The sequence below is a fragment of the Mesorhizobium sp. P171375 genome, assembly GCF_057786075.1.
Genome location: NZ_JBYNWF010000001.1, coordinates 1,932,766 through 1,951,599 on the forward strand (window position 1 = coordinate 1,932,766; position 18,834 = coordinate 1,951,599).

Sequence of the window (18,834 nt, forward strand, 5' to 3'; positions counted from 1 at the left end):
TTCAAAGAACGGCGCCTCGTCGGTGAGGCGTCACCCTGAACCTTGAAAGGGGTCCCATGAGCCTGGAATACGAGAATGACGGTGGCCTCCATGCGAGGCTTATCGAGGAAGTGCTGTCGCAATATCCTGACAAGTCGGCGAAGCGCCGCAAAAAGCACCTCAGCGTCGCAAAAAGCGGCGACGAGGCTGGCGAGGAAAGCGAGGTCCTTTCCGAATGCGAGGTCAAATCGAACATCAAGTCCATCCCCGGCGTGATGACAATTCGCGGCTGCGCCTATGCCGGCTCGAAAGGCGTGGTGTGGGGTCCAGTCAAGGATATGGTCCATATCTCGCACGGGCCGGTCGGCTGCGGGCAATATTCCTGGTCTCAACGCCGCAACTACTACGTCGGCACGACCGGCATCGACACGTTCGTCACGATGCAGTTCACCTCCGATTTCCAGGAGAAGGACATTGTTTTCGGCGGCGACAAGAAGCTCGAACGGATCATCGACGAGATCGAGGAACTGTTTCCGCTGAACAAGGGCATGACCGTGCAATCCGAATGCCCGATTGGCCTGATTGGCGACGACACCGAAGCTGTGTCCCGCAACAAGGCCAACGAGCACGAAAAGACAATCGTGCCGGTGCGCTGCGAGGGCTTCCGCGGCGTCTCGCAATCCCTCGGCCACCACATCGCCAACGACGCGATCCGCGACTGGGTGTTCGAGAAGAAGGACCTCGAGTTCGAGGCCGGCCCGTACGATGTCAATGTGGTCGGCGACTACAATATCGGCGGCGACGCCTGGGCTTCGCGCATCCTGCTCGAGGAGATGGGTCTGCGCGTGGTCGGCAACTGGTCGGGCGACGCTACGCTGGCCGAAATAGAGCGAGCGCCAAAGGCGAAACTCAATCTCATCCATTGCTACAGGTCGATGAACTACATCTGCCGGCACATGGAGGAAAAGTATGGCATCGCCTGGATGGAGTACAATTTCTTCGGGCCCTCCCAGACCGAAGCCTCTCTGCGCAAGATAGCCAAGCACTTCGGGCCGGAAATCGAGGCAAAGGCCGAGGCGGTCATCGCCAAATACCGGCCGCTGGTCGAGGCGGTCATAGCCAAGTACCGGCCGCGCCTCGAAGGCAGGACGGTGATGCTCTATGTCGGCGGGCTGCGCCCCCGTCACGTCGTCACCGCATATGAGGACCTGGGCATGGTGATCGTCGGCACTGGCTATGAATTTGGCCATAACGACGACTATCAGCGCACCGGCCACTACGTGAAAAAGGGCACGCTGATCTATGACGACGTGACTGGTTACGAGCTGGAGAAGTTCATCGAGGGGATCCGTCCTGATCTCGTGGGCTCCGGCATCAAAGAAAAGTACCCGGTCCAGAAGATGGGCATACCGTTCCGTCAAATGCATTCCTGGGATTATTCCGGCCCGTATCATGGCTACGACGGGTTCGCCATCTTCGCGCGCGATATGGACCTGGCCATCAACAACCCGGTCTGGAACCTCTACGACGCCCCCTGGAAGAAAAAAGCCGAGCCGTCGGCGGCGATCGCAGCCGAATGAAACCCTGGCCTCCCGGAAGCCGGGAGGCCGCGAACGCCTGTGGCCGCTTGTCCGCGGGAGACCTGAAAACGTTTCGACGTCCCTGTGCCGCCGTATGGCGGGCCAGATGGAAAGAGGTAACCACCCATGCCGCAGTCGGCTGAAAAAGTTCTCGACCACGCGCCCCTGTTCCGCGAGCCGGAATACAGGCAGATGCTCGCCGAGAAGAGGCTGAATTTCGAATGTCCTCACCCGGACCAGATCGTTACCGAACAACGCGAATTCACCAAGACGTGGGAATACCGCGAAAAGAACCTTGCTCGCGAAGCGCTTGTCGTGAACCCCGCCAAGGCCTGCCAGCCGCTCGGCGCGGTGTTCGCGGCCGCAGGCTTCGAGCGAACCATGTCCTTCGTCCACGGCAGCCAGGGCTGCGTGGCCTATTACCGCTCGCACCTGTCGCGCCATTTCAAGGAGCCTGCTTCGGCGGTTTCCTCCTCGATGACGGAGGACGCGGCAGTGTTCGGCGGCTTGAAGAACCTGGTCGATGGGCTCGCCAACACGTACCAACTCTACGACCCGAAGATGATCGCGGTCTCGACCACTTGTATGGCGGAGGTCATTGGCGATGACCTGCACAGCTTCATCGAGAACGCCAAGGACGAAGGCTCGGTCCCGCGCGACTTCGACGTCCCCTTCGCACATACCCCGGCCTTCGTCGGCAGTCATGTCGATGGCTACGACGTCACGCTCAAGGGGATTTTGGAGCATTTCTGGAAAGGCGAGGAGCGAACGGAAGCCGAGGGGACCATCAACGTCATTCCGGGCTTCGACGGATTCTGTGTTGGCAACAACCGGGAACTCAAGCGCCTGCTCGACCTGATAGGCGTGTCCTATACCATGATCCAAGACGCCTCTGACCAGTTCGACACGCCGTCCGACGGCGAATACCGCATGTATGACGGCGGCACGAAGATTGAAGACGTGAGGAAGGCACTCAACGCCGAGGCGACGCTATCGCTGCAGCATTACAACACCCGAAAAACACTCGAGTATTGCGAGGGGGTAGGGCAGGCGACGGCCTCTTTCCATTACCCGCTCGGCGTCCAGGCGACCGACGACTTCCTGATGGAGGTCTCCGCGATTTCCGGCAAGCAAATCCCCGAGTCAATCCGCCTGGAGCGCGGCCGACTTGTTGACGCCATGGCCGACAGCCAATCCTGGCTGCACGGTAAGAAATACGCCATTTACGGCGATCCGGACTTTGTCTACGCCATGGCCCGCTTCATCATGGAGACGGGCGGCGAGCCGACCCATTGCCTCGCCACCAACGGCACGTCGGCATGGGAAGCGGAGTTGAAGGAACTGCTTGCATCATCGCCCTTCGGCAAGGATGCTCAAGTCTGGGCGGGCAAGGACCTCTGGGCGATGCGCTCCCTGCTCTTCACCGAGCCGGTGGACCTGCTGATCGGCAACTCCTATGGCAAGTATCTGGAGCGCGACACCGGCACGCCGCTGATCCGGCTGACGTTTCCGATCTTCGATCGCCACCATCACCATCGGTTCGCGCTGATGGGCTACCAAGGCGGGTTGCGCGTGCTGACGACGATCCTCGACAAGATCTTCGACAAGCTCGATCGCGAGACAAGCGAGACGGGCGTGACGGACTATTCGTATGACCTCACCCGCTAAGCTTGACGGTCGGCTTTGGCCGGTCGTCTTCCCGAGGGACTTTGGAGACCGACGCAATGTCCTTGCTCAGAGCCAAAATCCAGGATGTCTTCAACGAGCCTGGCTGCGAAAAGAACCGCGGCAAGGATGCCAAGGCGCGCAAGGTGGGCTGTTCGAGGCCACTGACCCCCGGGGCGGCGGCCGGCGGCTGTGCCTTCGATGGCGCCAAGATCGTGCTGCAGCCGATCACCGACGTCGCACACCTGGTCCATGGGCCGCTCGCCTGCGAGGGCAATTCCTGGGACAACCGCGGTGCGGCTTCGTCCGGGCCAACGCTGTGGCGCACGAGCTTCACGACCGACCTCACCGAACTCGATGTTGTCATGGGGCAGGGCGAGCGGAAGCTCTTCAAAGGGATCCGCGAGATCAAGGAAGCGTATGGGCCGCCGGCGATCTTCGTCTATCCAACCTGCGTGACGGCCCTAATCGGCGACGACATAGAGGCCGTCTGCCAGCGCGCGGCGGAAAAGTTCGGCTTGGCCGTTGTACCGGTCAATGCGCCGGGCTTCGCCGGCTCCAAGAATCTTGGCAACAAGCTTGCCGGCGAGGCATTGCTCGATCATGTCATCGGCACGGCCGAGCCCGACGATCCCGGCCCTTACGACATCAACATCCTTGGCGAATTCAACCTCTCAGGCGAATTCTGGCTGGTGAAGCCGCTGCTGGATCGGCTCGGGATCCGGGTGCGCGCCTGCATTCCGGGTGACGCGCGTTACTTCGACATTGCCTGCGCGCACCGCGCCCGGGCGGCTATGGTGGTGTGCTCGACCGCGCTCATCAATCTCGCCCGCAAGATGGACGAGCGCTGGGGCATCCCGTTTTTCGAGGGCTCCTTCTACGGCATCACCGATACCTCGGATGCACTCCGGAACATAGCTGAGCTGCTCGTGAAGCAGGGTGCTGATCCGGAGATCCTCGGCCGCACCGAGGTATTGATTGCAGAGGAAGAGGCGATCGCCTGGAAGAAGCTAGCGGCCTACCGGCCGAGGCTCGCAGGCAAGCGCGTGCTGCTCAACACCGGCGGCGTGAAGTCCTGGTCGGTCGTCCATGCGCTGATGGAGATCGGGATCGAGATCGTCGGCACCTCTGTCAAGAAGTCGACCGTCGAAGACAAGGAGCGGATCAAGCAGATCCTCAAGGACGACAACCATATATTCGAGCAGATGGCAGCGCGCGAGCTTTACGCCATGCTCTCCGAACACAAGGCCGATATCCTGCTATCAGGCGGGCGCACGCAATTCGTCGCTCTGAAGGCCAAGACACCCTGGCTCGACATCAACCAGGAGCGCCAACACCCTTACGCCGGCTATGACGGCATGGTGGAACTCGTACGCCAGATCGACCTGGCCATTCAAAACCCCATCTGGTGCCAGGTACGGGAGCCGGCACCATGGGATTGCCAGCCTGCGGTGGGGGAGGAACTGCCGCGCACGAAAAGCGAGAACGTGACCTTGCATGCTGTCCAGGAATTCTCCGGCACGACGGCCGCTGATTTCGGCGAGTGTTGAGAAGCCAATGGGCCGCATCCTTCCCCAGACCAAAGCGGCGGCGGTCAATCCGCTGAAGTCATCGCAGCCGCTAGGTGCCGCCTTGGCCTTTCTTGGCGTCGACGGCGCGATGCCATTGTTCCACGGCAGCCAGGGGTGCACCAGCTTCGCGCTCGTGCTCTTCGTGCGACATTTCAAGGAAGCCATTCCCTTGCAGACAACCGCGATGGACGAGGTGGCAACGATCCTCGGCGGGGCAGACCATCTGGAAGAGGCGATCCTCAACCTCAAGGCCCGCACAAAGCCAACGCTGATCGGGGTTTGCACGACCGCGCTGGTGGAAACCCGGGGCGAAGACTGCGCAGGAGATATCGCCAATATCGGGCTGAAGCGCACCAAAGAGCTCGCGGGTACGGAGGTGGTGCTGGCCAACACGCCAGATTTCGATGGTGCGATCGAAGAGGGCTGGGCCAAAGCTGTCACCGCGATGATCGAAGGGATTACACGGCCCGGCGAGCAGGCGCGGCAATCGAAGAAGATCGTGATCCTGCCTGGCTGGAACCTCACTGTGGCTGACATCGAGCATTTGCGTGAGATGGTTGAGAGCTTTGGACTGAAACCGGTGATTTTGCCGGACGTCTCCGGCTCGCTCGACGGTACGGTGCCCGACCGTTGGGTCACGACCACCTATGGCGGCACCAGCGTGGAGGATATTCGCGAGCTTGGCACGGCAGGGCAATGCATCGTCATCGGTGAGCATATGCGCCGCCCGGCCGACGTGCTGCATAGGTTGACCGGGGTGCCTTACGTGCTGTTCCGGTCGTTGACTGGATTGAGGGACGCCGATCGGTTCGTATCGCTGCTGTCCGCAGTTTCGGGCGAGGCGGCGCCGGCTGGGGTGCGCCGTCGGCGGGCGCAGTTGCAGGACGCGTTGCTCGACGGACATTTCCACTTTGGAGGCAAGAAAATTGCGATCGCTGCTGAACCAGACCAACTCTACCAACTCGCGAGCTTCTTCATCGGCATGGGCTCCGAAATCGCGGCGGCGGTCACAACGGCCGCTATGTCGAAAATTCTGGAGGAAGTGCCGGCGCAGTCGGTTCAAATCGGCGATCTCGGCGATTTGGAAGCGCTTGGCGCCGGCGCTGATCTTCTCGTTACTAATTCCCACGGCCGCCAGGCGGCCCAGCGCCTCGGCATTCCGCTCATGCGGGTCGGCTTCCCGATCTTCGACCGGCTCGGGGCCCAGCACAAGCTCACAATCCTCTACCAAGGGACCCGCGACCTGATCTTCGAGGTCGCCAACATTTTCGAAGCCAAGGGGCACGCGCCGACGCCTGAGGCGCTTGATCCACTCCGTAAGCGGGAAATGCCAGATGAGCTCCGTTCGTCGCCTCTCGCTCGTCACTGACGAGGTTCACTCACCGAAGCCGGAACGCCAAGCCGGCGCATTGCGCGTGGCCATCGCCACGCAGGACATGAAGAACCTCAACGCCCATTTCGGGTCGGCCAGGCGCTTTGCTGTCTACGACGTGATGCGCGAGGAGTGGAATCTCGTGGAAGCCGTGGCCTTTGACGACGTTTCCGACGAGAGCGGGAAGCACCGAACCGAGGGCGATGACCGTATCACCCCGAAGGTGGAGGCGCTAAAGGGCTGCCATTTGCTGTTTTGTCTGGCGATCGGCGGACCTTCGGCAGCCAAACTTGTTTCCGCAAAGATCCATCCGATCAAAGTGCCGCAGCCCCAGACCATCCAAGAGGTGCTGTTGCGCACGCAGATGATGCTCAGGACGTGTCCTCCCCCTTGGCTGCGCAAGGTGCTGGCGCAGGCAGGTGTCGCTGAACAGAAACCCTCCTTCGAGGAGGAAAGCTGAAATGAGGAGTGGGCGAAATGTTTGAAGGCGCTGTTAGCCCTGCCGCCACCGAGGACGAGGCGGCTCTTGCTGCCCCGTTCGTCAAATGCCTCGTGCGGCTGATCCGTGCCAATGATTCCCACGGGTCATGGGAAGGCAAATCGGACGCCGAGCTGCTGGGCGACTTCATCATCACCAGGGAACAGCGCCGTGCAATTCCAATCATCGGCGATCCCGATCCGGACGTGCTGTGGAGGCTCGACAAGTTCTACACCGCCGTCGGGCTTGCGATTGAGGAACGCTCCGGCCTGATGGCATCGCCGATGATTGAGATAAGCCATGAGGGCTTCGGGCGCGTGCTCTTCACGGCCGGGCGGTTGGTCGTTCTGTCGAAAACCCTGCGCGACGTCCATCGGTTCGGCTTCGAGACGTTCTGGAAACTCGCCGCGGCCGGTACCCAACTGGCCGGGGATGCCACCGCAGCCATTGAGGCTTATCCCGAGGTGGCGCGGGCGTGATGGAACCGACTTTCGATCGAGGGGATCATGTCAGGTCTTGAGGACATGCGATGGCCAGCCCTCTCAATCGAGGCGGTGGAGGCCGATGTGGTTCTTGGGGTAGCGCTGATGAAGCCACTGGTCCTGATCTGTTCGCAAGGTGCGGAGTTGTATCTATACTACAGCCACATTCTGGGGGTGGATGGCTTCAGGATTGAACTGGCCAGAAGCGTGGAGGAAGCGCTGGCATTAGCCAGTAAACGGGAGCCGCAGGCCGTGGTACTGGACTGCCAGCCGGCAAGCTCGACAGGGTCCACCATCTGTGCCCAGCTCAAGGCGGAGTTCCGGAACAGAGGCCTGCTGGTTCTTGCGCTGATCGCGCCCGGCGCCGAAAACCAGCACCTCGATCTCTTGAAGGCAGGTATTGACGAGAGCTTTGTGCGGCCCTTCGCGCCGGCGATGCTGCTCGACTGTCTACGCACGAAGCTGGCGCTGCCAAAGCCGGGTTCAAACGGGATTGAAAACGGCAGCTGGCTCCGCTGTGGCAGGCTAGAGATGAACGTCGATGCCCGCCGAGTCCATGGTAACGGCCGCGACATCCACCTTGGACCGATCCAGTTCAAGCTGCTGCGGCATTTGCTCGAGACTCCCGGCATGGTGTTCAGCCGAGTCGAGTTAAAGAACGCAGCTTGGGGGGAAAAGATCCATGTCGGTGAACGCACCGTCGATGTCCATATCAGCCGGATCAGAAAGGAGCTGGAGAGGACGTCGGCCGGGAGCGTCATTCGAACCATCAGGTCCGACGGCTACTCGCTGGAGGAGGCGGACGTTGAGCCTGAAGCTGACGGTGAATAGGCATCGGTGCGCTGCCACTCGCTCGAGTGGCCGGACGGCTGAACAGCGAACTGATGTAGTGCCACCCCCATCTCCGTCGTGCTGAGGGCAAGTCTAGCGGCTTCGAAACGCGCCTACAGATACGACACACTAGAAAGAAGCAGTCAGATGGCCTTCAAAAGCGTACTCAGTGTGACGGGAGTTGACCACTCCGATCAGGACGTCAGGACAGCTGCCGGCTGTGTGCCGAAGTCGGCGCGTATCTTTCCGTACTGGTGATGTCGCCTCCGCCGCTCATTATGCCTTCTCCGCTGCTCGGCGATGGCATTCCCCGAGTGGCGTGGACAACGCGCACAGGCCATCGCCAGACTGGACAAACGGTTTAGGCAGATCGAAAGTTTTTCATAGGACATGGCGAACCTGGAAAAGACATCCAGGGAAATTCACAAACAGCTGAGAGGCAGGTGGCGCCGCTATGAAGTCGATCGCGAACACTGCGATAACGCTAGCGTCGGTGACGCGGTACGACAGCGGGCGCTTTGCACCGACCTGACAATCATCGGCCCCGGACTTCTCAACGACACTAGTCTCGGGCCTCTTGTTATCAACGGCAGCTTGTTCGAGACGGGAAAGCCGTTGCTTGTCGTGCCGGAAGCCGCTGAGGCGTCTCTGCCTCCAAAGCGCGTGCTGGTCGGCTGGGATTCGCGGGTCGAGGCATCCCGTGCGGTTCGGGAAGCGCGGGATCTGCTATCCGGTGCCGAGGAAGTTCGTATTGCGCTCGTCGATCCCGAGGCGACCTGCACCGGAAGCGGCGCCGAGCCGGGATTCGACATCGCTGACTATCTCACTCGGCATGGTGCTCGAGTGTTGGTCGACCGGCTGCCGAGCGCCGGCAAACCGGCGTCCACGGTGCTCGCGCAGCATGCAATCGACACGTCCGCCGACATGATTGTCATGGGTGCCTATGGCAGCCGTGGGCTGCGCGAGCGGCTCTTCGGTGGCGTGACAAGATGGATGGTTGGCAAGCCACCATTGCCGCTGTTTTTGGCTCGCTGACAAGTTCCGAAGCGGCACCGACGCTGTTCGGAAACTCTACTCACCGGGTCACTATCCTGATGCCAAGTCGCAGAACATCGCGGCAAACGTTCAAGCTTCGCGAAGCTTCTCGGAGCCAATCTGCACGCGCCGCCCGAGAACGTCCGCGCACGCCTCTAACGCGCGCGCGGGGGTGGTTCTGCTCGCCCGAGTTGGTCCGTGATGCTGAGACCAACGGCCGTGCAGAGGTATGGGCAGTCCTCGCTGCAGCCAAGATCACGGCACAGGTCGGCGTCAGGTCAAAGAGAGTCGTTCAGCGCGGCAGGCCGAGTTCGGACCGGTAGCGGCATCGTATGCGCGCTGTCACGATCTCCTCATTACTGGCCGGGAGCTCAACAACGCAACGACCTGCCGTGGCCGACGCCCTCAACTTCGAGTCGGAACGGTCGGGCTCCTGCCGCGGTCGGCGGAATCGATCGCATAAATCACGTTGCCATGTGTGCAATGGCAGGCGGGTTAGGGGTGAGGACGGCCGCATCTTCAGCGTTTTCAGTCGGTCCGGCCCAAACCGCATGGCGACCGAGTGGTCTTTGGCCGGTCAATTCCGACAACGCTCACATTCGCACCAGGCGGTCCCTGTAGGGCCTGTGCACAGGGACACAGAACGACAAAGCAGGAATCCGGGAGGGCCGGCACATGCCGGCACTCATTCTGGCCTTTTCGCCACGATCAAAATCGTCGAGCTGACGTGGCGGTATTGGCGAGCCTCGTAAAAAATTTCCCAGCCAGCCAGGACTTCAATCGCAAGGCTGGCGAGGGGGCCCGGGCCGCGCTCGGATGGAGCAGCCCTTTGCACAAATGGCGAGATCCGCTACCGCCTAAGGGCCGGAACGGCAAGACGCTCAAGCCGGTGGCGTGAAGCGGACGATGATGACGGGCCTGGCGGCAGCTAACGCAGTCATGATGTCCATCAACTCGGTCCCTCGGCCCGAATACATGTGGAGTCGTCCGTGGCCAGGTTGTGCCGGCCCGGAGCCCCAGAGGCATGTCCAAAACGGGACAGTGGCAGGAAAACATGTCGACTTCAATACAAACGGCCAGCTTGGCTGGGAGCTTTTCTAAGCAATTAATGCGCTTACTGCCCGCTGAGCGCTGGCACGGCGTTTGCAAACTGTGATGCGGCAACACTGAGTGAGGGCTGGCTGCACGCAGACGCGCGTGACTCTCCTTCGCTTGAACCCGTGCTCCTCCCTAAAGGGGAAACAAGCTCGCGCATAAAGTCGCGCAGCCTTTGGCAATAGCTTTGGAGAATAACATGACATTGCAGATGGGGTCACCGGCTCCTTCGATCAAAGTGGAAAACTGGCTGCGTGGCGAGCCCCTCACGAACCTCCAGCCCGGCACAGTGTATCTCCTCGAATTTTGGGCAACTTGGTGCGGACCATGCGTGGCGGCAATGCCCCATCTGGTGCAGCTCCAGGAGATACACGGACAGTGGACTTGAGGTCGTCGGTGTCGCGGCCAGTGAAAAGGCTCCCGCCGAGGCCCAAACCATGTTGGACGCGTGGTTGACCGAAAAGTTCTCGAATCTGAACTTTCGGATGGCGTTCGACTCCACAGGCGAAATGAAGAAGCTCTGGATGGAGCCCAGCTTTTCTTTCTGGATTCCGACCAGTTTCGTGGTCGACGGCCACATCGCCTTTATCGGTCCTCCGATGCACCTTGCTCAGGTTTTGCCGAAAGTGCGGCTGATCCGTGCTCAGGAGTCCTACTGCTTATGGGAAGGCAAATCGGACGCCACGCTGCTGGCCGACTTCATCGTCACCAGAAAAGAGCGCCATGCGATCCGTGGCATGGGCTATCCCGATCCGGACGTGCTGTGGAGGCTCGATATGTTTTACACCGCCGTCGGGCTTGCGATTGCGGAGCGCTCCGGCCTGATGATATCGCCAATGACAAAGATGAAACCCATGGGGCCTTCGGACGATTGCGTTTCACGGCCGGGCGGTTGGTCGCTCTGTCGAGACATCCACCGGTTCGGCTTCGCGACGTTCAGGAAGCTCGCGGAGGCCGGTACGAAACTGGTCGACGATGCGACTGCTGCCATTGAAGTCTATCCCGGCGTGGCGCGGGCGTGGAGAAACCGATTTCGAGAAGGATCTATGTCAAAGCTAGATGAGATGAGGAAGAAAGTCCGAAAGCTTCAGCTGCGCGCGGCAATTGCCAAGATGAAATTGAGCGACCTTGCAGAGAAGCTCCCCGGAAAATGGACGGAGATAGTGGAAGTTGCCGAGGAAGCGTCGGCCGTTTTTGCCGAGTTGGATGGTGCCAGGAGAGAGCTCGCTGCAATGAAGAAGTTACGATGACGAGCACATTCACCACTCGGGACGGCTCCGGATGGGTGCCGGAATATCTCACCGCTATAGGCGGCACGAAGTGCATCGGCTGCGGCCGCTGTTTCAAAGTCTGCTCGCGCGAGGTCATGCATCTGTACGGCGTCGATGACGCGGGTGAAATCCTCGGCGCCTGCGACGACGAGGATGACGATTTCGATGGCGAGCTCAATCGCATGATCATGGTCGTCGATCATGCCGGCCGCTGCATTGGCTGTGGAGCCTGCGCCCGCGTCTGCCCGAAGAACTGCCAGACCCATGTTGCCGCCGACCAGGTCGCAGCATGATTTGAGGAGACAAAACCAGGAGAACGGCGTTGCCCTTTAGAATCTTTTGTCGCGTCCTGGGGCTGGTGCTGTGCAGCACCGCATTGACTGTCTACTTCGCTACTCATTCCATCGGCACAGTAGTCGTCACCACGCTGGCTTGTTCGCTGCTCCTTCAGCTGGCGTATTTCGCAAGCGTGCTCTTTCTGATCTGGCGGTCTGGCTGGGCTAACAGATCTGGCGAAATGGCTGAGCATTTCGGCAGTTGCAAGGAAGGTGGATCCCAGCCGCCAGACGATGGTGAGGTGAGGAATGAATCTTCAGATGTGCCACAGCTCCTTCCGATGAACGGCGTATCGCTGCTCCGTTGAGACGCGGGGACAAGATCAGAGCTCAGCTTCGCGCCACTTTGGACCAACCATGAACATTGAGCGTATCGGTCAAGGAATACTATGCTTGATATGATCGCAGGCGACTGCAATCCGGTTGTTCTAATCCCGGGAGATGCGGTTTTCGTTTGATAGGCATTGGTAGCCTATCCAGCACGCCGGCATGCGCGTTGCTTGATCTCCGTGACGAGCGAGGCGCTGGAATTAACGAGGGGGCTTTCTGGAACGTCCGGGACGCAGCTGGTTTCAAATCAAACAAGCCCTTGGAATGACTGGTGCGTGGCTGGTTCAGCTCGATCACGTGTTGCTGGAGAAAACATGCTGGAAAAGTTCGAACGCTATCCGCTCACCTTTGGACCAACGCCCATCGAGAAGCTCGACCGCCTCGCCAAGCATCTAAGGGGAAAGGTGGAAATCTACGCCAAACGCCAGGACTGCAACTCCGGTCTCGCGTTTGGCGGAAACAAGCTCCGCAAACTCGAATACATATCCCCGACGCGATCGCGTCAAATGCCGATACGCTTGTCTCCATCGGCGGCGTGCAGTCCAACCACAAGGGATGGTCGCCGCGGTCGCCGCCAAGATCGGCATGAAATGTCTCCTGGTTTAGGAGGGCTGGGTACCCCATGAGGATGCCGTCTACGACCGGGTCGGCAACATTCTTTTGAGCCGCATCATGGAAGCAGAGGTGCGCCTGGGCGACGAGGGTCCGTAGTTGGGAAAAAGAGCGCTCTACGAGGTCAAGGCAACGGGAATTGTCGTGTAGCAAGCTTGGACAGGCATCGAGCTTCAGACGAAGTTCGCGCAGATTCGTGAGTGGCAGACGGGGACTCTACGTCACCATCATCGCCTCCGCACGATCCTCCGTCATCCAGATCGGCAACTGCACCAGGGTGCCGTCAGGCTGGCGGATGATCAGAGCGACCTCATCACCATGGCGATTGCACCGGCAACAATAACCGCTTCCCCGTAACGCGGATGAAATCGATAGCGGACAATAGCCTCACCCGACTGATAGCGGGCATTATGAAGTTGTTGCACCAATGCCGGGCACGTCATCAACCGGCGGCAAGGAGCGCTATGTTTGGCGAACCCGAGAAGGTGCTCCTCCAACGTTCTGATTTCTTGCTCAATGCGTACGCGGACAGCAGCAACGCTGAAACAGATGGGGTGATTGGGGTCTCGGCCGACGCCGGAAGAGGGCGGCTGCTCCTGTCGTGATGTGAGAACGTGGTCGATGTGGAATCGCCACAAACATCGGGAAGGAGCAGCCATGAAGTACTTTGCCGGACTAGACGTGTCTTTGGAAGAGACCGCGATCTGCGTCGTCGATGAGAGCGGTCGCATCATGAAGGAGGCTCGAGCGGCGAGCGAGCCGCAGGCTTTGGCCGAGGCATTGCGCAAAGTCGACCTAGTGCTGGAGCGCGTCGGGCTGGAAGCGTGCTCGCTGACGGCGTGGCTTCACGACGGATTGCGCGCCGAAGGGCTGCCGGCGATCTGCATCGAGACGCGGGCTGCCAATGCGGCCATGAAGACGATGCCGAACAAGACCGACAGGAACGATGCCCGCGCGCTGGCGCAGATCATGCGCACCGGCTGGTACCGGCAGGTGCATGTGAAGAGCAGACAATGCCGGCTGTGGCGCTCGTTGCTGGTCGCCCGCCGGACGGTTCTCAACGAAATGCGCACGATCGAGAACGTGGGGCGTGCCATGCTGCGCGAAGCCGGCGTCAAGCTGGGCCTGCCGTCGCGGTCCGCCTTTGCCGGGCGGGTGCGCGAGCTGGTCGGCGCCGACGCCGAAGTGATGGCGATGGTCGAGCCGCTGCTTGCGATCCTCGGCGCCATGCTCAAGGAGTTCGCCCGGCTGACCAGGCAGGTTCTCGACATCGTGCGCAAGGAGGAGGTCTGCCGGCGGCTGATGTCGGCGCCCGGCGTCGGCCCGATCACGTCGCTCACCTTCCGCGCCACCATCGACCGGCCGGAGCGGTTCGGCTCCAACCAAGCGGTTGGGGCGCATCTGGGGCTGACGCCCGCGCGCTACCAATCGGGTGAGACGCGACATCCAGGGCAGGATCAGTCGCTGCGGCGACGAACTCGCCCGCACGGCCCTCTACGAGGCAGCGCATTCGCCGCTCGTACGCTCGAAGAAATGGTCGAGCCTGAGGGCATGGGGCATGAATGTCGCCAAGCGCCGTGGCATGGCGCGGGCGCGTGTGGCGGTGGCCCGTAAGCTGGCGGTCATCCTGCACCGGATTTGGGCCGACGCGACCGAATTCCGCTTTGGAAAGGAAATTGCCACCCCTGCGGCGTGAACCCGCCGCAAACATTGAAGGAGTAAGGAAAGGAGCTTTCGCCCGAACGGGCGATGTCCAGATCGTTCCGTGGAGACGATGGGCGAGGCGATCTCGTTGAGAGACCCGAACCTGCCGCTAAACCCGGCAAGGTCGTGAAACAGATTGAGACACCTCGCTCTCCTGACCCCATCATGCGGCGGCCAAGGCGCCGACCGCGAAGAGAAGCGAGTGACCTGCGGAACGGCCCAGGAAAAAAGTACAGGAGCACCTTGACCTCGACCACCCCAATCAGAGAAGCCTCTTCAAGTCCAGGCACCCGCGCAGAACTCCTCATATTTCCTTCCACTGACTTTCCCTACAATCCTGCCGAATGTCTTCAAAAGCCCACGTATCTTTGTACCGAGATCGCGGCGCATGTTGACCATCTGGGCACGGGAGGAAAGCAAGGTCCGCACGCGATGGCTGTCGAGGCTCTTGACCGCCACTTCTTTATACCAGCCGCTCCGAATAATCTGAGCTAAGCCATAGGCGCATTGTCATCAGTCTTGTTCAGTTGAACCGACAATGCCGCCTTCGCATGCCTGGCATCAAGGCAGACGACAGGAAGGCCGTTCTCCCGGAGGGCGTGCCAATGCCACGTGCACAACGGTCCCTGTTTCCAGGCCAATCTTCACAACTCATGGTGCATGCTTGCGAATGAGTTCAGTCAAGGCTTCAGGTGTTGAGGCAACCTTGCCACGCCACACCACGGCGCCCTCTTCGTCAAAAACGCACACCGATGTCAGGTCGAGGGAAACATCCAGACCAACAAAGTGCTTCATCATTCCAATTTCTCCACATGGCGAGATCAAACGTCAGCAGTTTAGCTGAGTGCTGGATGCTCCGCGATCACGCCATGTAATGGGCCGCCAAGCCGGCCGCTCACTTCGCTACGGCGCTTGAGTGGCGCGCTCCGCTCGCGGCTTGCTTGGCGATGAGGTGGTCGTCCCTCACACTGATGGTGTTAACGGAGTCGGGACAGGCCCGCTCCAAGCATCAATGAGAGATGACGTTGCCCCCAAGTTTTACCCATCCTGAGTTCGCTCCGGCGGTCAATGTTGCCCTGTGGGCGGTTTGAGCGACGGGCACAGGCGCCATCATCGCCGGCATCTCCAATAGCTTGTTCATACAGAGCTTGCCGCAAGAACGACTGATGACGCGCCCGTGCGTCGCCTGGGCCAAAATGATGCATCTGATGGCGATCCGCACGAGGCAGTGCGGTTGGCAATACCATTAGTCTGAGAAGCCAGCCCGCGCATGGCTTGTTGAGCCACCCAGAAGAGCCGAAAATGCCTTTTTTGTTTCACTCTTCGGATTTGATTGCAATAAATGCCTCGCTAGATTGGACGATCATGAAGGCCATTGAGGCAACGTGCGATGGATGATTTAGACCGAAGAATCCTCACGGTTCTACAAAAGAACAACCGGCTTTCCTTTGCCGAGCTCGCGGAGCTTGTCGGGTCTTCCGCAGCCTCATGCATGCGTCGGGTGAATAAGTTGCGGTTTGATGGCGTGATTGTAGCGGATATCTCGCTCGTAGATCCCAAAGCGGTCGGCAAATCGCTCACCATTGTTGTCACGGTGGAGTTGGACCGTGAGCGTCTCGACCTCGTCGACGATTTCAAGCGCGCAATGCGGGCGACCAAGGAAGTCAGCCAGTGTTATATGGTGACCGGCGACGCTGATTTCGTCCTGATCGTGACGGTTGAAGACGTCGAGGCGTTTGATGTCTTCGTCAAAACGAAGCTCTACACAAACCCGAATGTCCGAAAATTCCGCAGCATGATTGCGCTTGATCGTGTCAAGTTCGAGCCGCGGGTAACACTATAATGCCGGGCGGGTTTCGCTGAAGCCGCCACCCTGGGCCGTTTTTTGACGCATCCATTGCGTGACCACCGGGGGATTGATCTTTTTCCTCTAGGGAAGCGTGCGATTTATAGCGCGCAGTCGATTCTGCGTCGGGACGGTACGGTTTGCCAAATTGTTCCGCGCAGACAAAGCAACTGACCCGATTAGTGAAAAGAATGGCGCATACGATGACACAGCTCTTACCTAGACCTCGAACTGTCGCTGATCACCACGTTGATAGACGGCCCTATCCTCACGGGGTTGCTTTCATGGATGGGCAATACCTGCCGATCTCCGAGGCCAAGATTTCTGTGCTCGATTGGGGTTTTCTGCACTCCGACGCGACTTACGATACCGTGCACGTCTGGAACGGCAGGTTTTTTCGCTTGAACTTGCACCTCGACCGGTTTTTACGCGGCGTTGAACGTCTGCACATGAATTTGCCCTACAATCGCGAGGAAATAACATCGATCCTAAAAAATTGCGTCGCATTGTCGGGCCACAAATCGGCGTACGTAGAGATGATCTGCACGCGCGGTTCGTCTCCGACATTTAGCCGCGATCCCCGGCAAGCGGAAAATCGCTTCATCGCATTTGCTGTACCATTTGGGTCGGTCGCCGACAAGGAACAGCTGGAAAGAGGCTTGCACGTCGCGATCAGCGACATAGTCCGTATCCCCCCCCAATCGGTCGATCCTTCGATCAAGAACTATCATTGGCTCGATCTCGTGCGGGGCCTTTTCAATGCTTACGATATGGGAGCCGAGACAGCGTTGGTTCTTAATATGAACGGGCACATTGCGGAGGGGCCCGGCTTCAATGTGTTCCTTGTAAAAAACGGATCCCTGAAGACGCCCGCTCTTGGGGTGTTGCCTGGCATTACTCGCCGGACTGTCTTTGATCTTTGCGCCGAAAGTGGGTTGTCCGCTTCGGCCACCGATATTAGCCGTGCTGAGATCAAAGGAGCCGACGAGGTGTTCATCACCTCGACTGCAGGCGGCATCATGCCAGTGACGCGCATCGACGACGCCGTAATTGGTAACGGGCAGGTCGGACCCATCACACGTCAGCTAATGGATCTCTACTGGCAAAAGCACGATGATCCGGCATGGTCGACTGTAGTCGCCTATCCGTGATCGGAATGACCCAACTGACCGCGAGTTGGCGAGCGGCTTGGTGACGGTCTCGATGGGCTCATCACCAAACTGCTGTAAGTTGAGCGCACTTCTTGATGGTACGGCAGACGTTCCTCGCCGCCAAGCGGGAACCTTACACCGCGGCGGCTACCACGACGATCGGCGACTCGTCGCTTTTACCGAGACGGTAATACCGCCCGTGTCATAACCCCCGCTGAATATGGGGGGCTGTTCTTGTTGGGGGTTTTGCCGCGTACACAAATCATCCAGTGGAGTTGCCGATGAAGAAGACTTTGATTGCCCATTTGTCGGCCGAACTGGCGGGGCTAAAATCCGCGGGGCTCTACAAATCCGAGCGCGTCATTGCCTCGTCGCAGTCATCCGAGATCGAACTCGCCGATGGCGGCAAGGTCCTGAATCTCTGTGCCAATAATTATCTTGGCCTCGCAGACAATGAAGATCTGCGGAACGCGGCTAAGGCTGCGCTCGACCGCTACGGTTACGGCATGGCCTCGGTGCGCTTCATCTGCGGCACTCAGGAAGAGCACAAGCAACTCGAGTCGCGCATCTCGTCATTCCTCAAGATGGAAGACACGATTCTCTACTCGTCCTGCTTCGATGCCAACGGGGGGCTGTTCGAGGCTCTGCTCGGCGAGGAAGACGCCATCATTTCCGACGCGCTAAACCACGCCTCGATCATTGACGGCGTGCGGCTCTCCAAGGCGAACCGCTTCCGCTATGCCAACAACGACATGGCCGCGCTGGAAGAGGAGCTGAAGAAGGCGGAAGGCAGCCGCTTCAAGCTCATCGCGACCGATGGTGTGTTCTCCATGGATGGCATCATCGCCAATCTTGGCGGCGTCTGCGATCTCGCCGAAAAATACGGAGCGATGGTTATGGTCGATGACAGCCATGCGGTGGGCTTCGTCGGCAGGCACGGGCGCGGCTCGGCAGAACATTGTGGTGTCGAGGGACGCATAGACATGATCACCGGTACGCTCGGCAAGGCGCTTGGAGGCGCGTCGGGCGGATACACGTCAGGCAGGCGCGAGGTCGTCGACTGGCTTCGCCAACGCTCGCGGCCGTACCTCTTCTCCAATACGCTAATGCCTGCCATTGCAGGGGCTTCGCTGAAGGTTTTCGACCTGATCGACCAAGGCGATGTGCTGCGCAAGAAGCTCTATGCCAATGCGGACCGCTTTCGCTCGAAGATGACAAAGGCAGGGTTTACGCTGGCCGGCACCGACCACCCAATCGTGCCTGTGATTTTGGGCGACGCCAGCCTCGCACAGGAGATGGCCGAGATAATGCTTCAGCGCGGCATCTATGTGGTCGGTTTCTTCTTTCCAGTGGTGCCGAGGGGTCAGGCCCGCCTCCGCACGCAAATGTCCGCGGCGCATTCGACTACGAATATCGATCAGGCCGTTGAGGCCTTCGTCGAGGTGGGCAGGGAACTGAGCGTCATCTGATGTCCAAAGGATATTGGTCAACTCAGGC

General features: G+C 59.8%; 15 protein-coding genes and 3 pseudogenes. 17 read left to right on the forward strand and 1 reads right to left on the reverse strand.

The genetic code is table 11. The features are described from left to right. The first annotated feature begins 56 nt into the window (after positions 1 to 56). From nifD to ACYHH6_RS09360, 14 genes and pseudogenes are all read left to right on the forward strand, one after another. Complete coding sequence (gene nifD, locus ACYHH6_RS09295; RefSeq protein WP_352593305.1) at positions 57 to 1,559, forward strand: nitrogenase molybdenum-iron protein alpha chain; 1,503 nt, start codon at positions 57 to 59, stop codon at positions 1,557 to 1,559. Positions 1,560 to 1,685: 126 nt separating this feature from the next. Next, positions 1,686 to 3,227 (forward strand): nitrogenase molybdenum-iron protein subunit beta, encoded by a 1,542-nt coding sequence (gene nifK, locus ACYHH6_RS09300; RefSeq protein WP_352593302.1) that lies wholly within the window; start codon positions 1,686 to 1,688, stop codon positions 3,225 to 3,227. A 56-nt stretch (positions 3,228 to 3,283) separates the two neighbouring features. Next, positions 3,284 to 4,774 (forward strand): nitrogenase iron-molybdenum cofactor biosynthesis protein NifE, encoded by a 1,491-nt coding sequence (gene nifE, locus ACYHH6_RS09305; RefSeq protein ID WP_023690553.1) that lies wholly within the window; start codon positions 3,284 to 3,286, stop codon positions 4,772 to 4,774. 7 nt (positions 4,775 to 4,781) lie between these two features. Next, entirely contained in the window at positions 4,782 to 6,164 is a 1,383-nt protein-coding gene (nifN, locus tag ACYHH6_RS09310) for a nitrogenase iron-molybdenum cofactor biosynthesis protein NifN (protein WP_352593298.1), read from the forward strand. After that, on the forward strand, positions 6,130 to 6,627 hold the full coding sequence (gene nifX / locus ACYHH6_RS09315; protein ID WP_352593295.1) for a nitrogen fixation protein NifX: 498 nt from the start codon (positions 6,130 to 6,132) through the stop codon (positions 6,625 to 6,627). The genes nifN and nifX overlap by 35 nt, the downstream gene beginning before the upstream one ends. Before the next feature lie 17 nt (positions 6,628 to 6,644). Beyond that, entirely contained in the window at positions 6,645 to 7,124 is a 480-nt protein-coding gene (locus ACYHH6_RS09320; RefSeq protein ID WP_352522276.1) for a NifX-associated nitrogen fixation protein, read from the forward strand. A 27-nt stretch (positions 7,125 to 7,151) separates the two neighbouring features. Further along, positions 7,152 to 7,958, forward strand: coding sequence for a response regulator transcription factor (locus ACYHH6_RS09325; RefSeq protein WP_352593292.1), 807 nt, complete (start codon positions 7,152 to 7,154; stop codon positions 7,956 to 7,958). A gap of 390 nt (positions 7,959 to 8,348) precedes the next feature. After that, positions 8,349 to 8,993 carry a universal stress protein gene (locus ACYHH6_RS09330; RefSeq protein WP_352522274.1) on the forward strand — a complete coding sequence of 215 codons (645 nt, stop codon included), beginning with the start codon at positions 8,349 to 8,351 and terminating at the stop codon, positions 8,991 to 8,993. 1,294 nt (positions 8,994 to 10,287) lie between these two features. Further along, a pseudogene (locus ACYHH6_RS09335) lies at positions 10,288 to 11,044 on the forward strand (DUF269 domain-containing protein); the annotation flags it as partial. A gap of 156 nt (positions 11,045 to 11,200) precedes the next feature. Beyond that, positions 11,201 to 11,338 carry a CCE_0567 family metalloprotein gene (locus tag ACYHH6_RS09340; protein WP_488473747.1) on the forward strand — a complete coding sequence of 46 codons (138 nt, stop codon included), beginning with the start codon at positions 11,201 to 11,203 and terminating at the stop codon, positions 11,336 to 11,338. Then, positions 11,335 to 11,652, forward strand: a complete 318-nt coding sequence (gene fdxB / locus ACYHH6_RS09345; protein WP_352522272.1) for a ferredoxin III, nif-specific — start codon at positions 11,335 to 11,337, stop codon at positions 11,650 to 11,652. The genes ACYHH6_RS09340 and fdxB overlap by 4 nt, the downstream gene beginning before the upstream one ends. Positions 11,653 to 11,681: 29 nt before the next feature. Continuing rightward, entirely contained in the window at positions 11,682 to 12,002 is a 321-nt protein-coding gene (locus tag ACYHH6_RS09350; protein WP_352522271.1) for an exopolysaccharide production repressor protein, read from the forward strand. A 336-nt stretch (positions 12,003 to 12,338) separates the two neighbouring features. Beyond that, positions 12,339 to 12,729, forward strand: a pseudogene (locus ACYHH6_RS09355) (pyridoxal-phosphate dependent enzyme); the annotation flags it as partial. Between the two features lie 564 nt (positions 12,730 to 13,293). Next, positions 13,294 to 14,332 (forward strand): annotated as a pseudogene (locus ACYHH6_RS09360) (IS110 family RNA-guided transposase). A 659-nt stretch (positions 14,333 to 14,991) separates the two neighbouring features. On the opposite strand, the gene ACYHH6_RS09365 reads toward ACYHH6_RS09360, so the two are convergent. Further along, positions 14,992 to 15,138 (reverse strand): hypothetical protein, encoded by a 147-nt coding sequence (locus tag ACYHH6_RS09365; protein WP_352593690.1) that lies wholly within the window; start codon positions 15,136 to 15,138, stop codon positions 14,992 to 14,994. Between the two features lie 592 nt (positions 15,139 to 15,730). Here ACYHH6_RS09365 and ACYHH6_RS09370 point away from each other — a divergent pair. From ACYHH6_RS09370 to ACYHH6_RS09380, 3 genes are all read left to right on the forward strand, one after another. Continuing rightward, positions 15,731 to 16,183 (forward strand): Lrp/AsnC family transcriptional regulator, encoded by a 453-nt coding sequence (locus tag ACYHH6_RS09370; RefSeq protein WP_352522332.1) that lies wholly within the window; start codon positions 15,731 to 15,733, stop codon positions 16,181 to 16,183. A 287-nt stretch (positions 16,184 to 16,470) separates the two neighbouring features. Then, a complete protein-coding gene (locus ACYHH6_RS09375) occupies positions 16,471 to 17,337 on the forward strand; it encodes an aminotransferase class IV (RefSeq protein ID WP_435053501.1) in 867 nt (288 codons plus the stop codon). A 281-nt stretch (positions 17,338 to 17,618) separates the two neighbouring features. Further along, positions 17,619 to 18,806, forward strand: coding sequence for a glycine C-acetyltransferase (locus ACYHH6_RS09380; protein WP_352522330.1), 1,188 nt, complete (start codon positions 17,619 to 17,621; stop codon positions 18,804 to 18,806). The last annotated feature ends 28 nt before the right edge of the window (positions 18,807 to 18,834 follow it).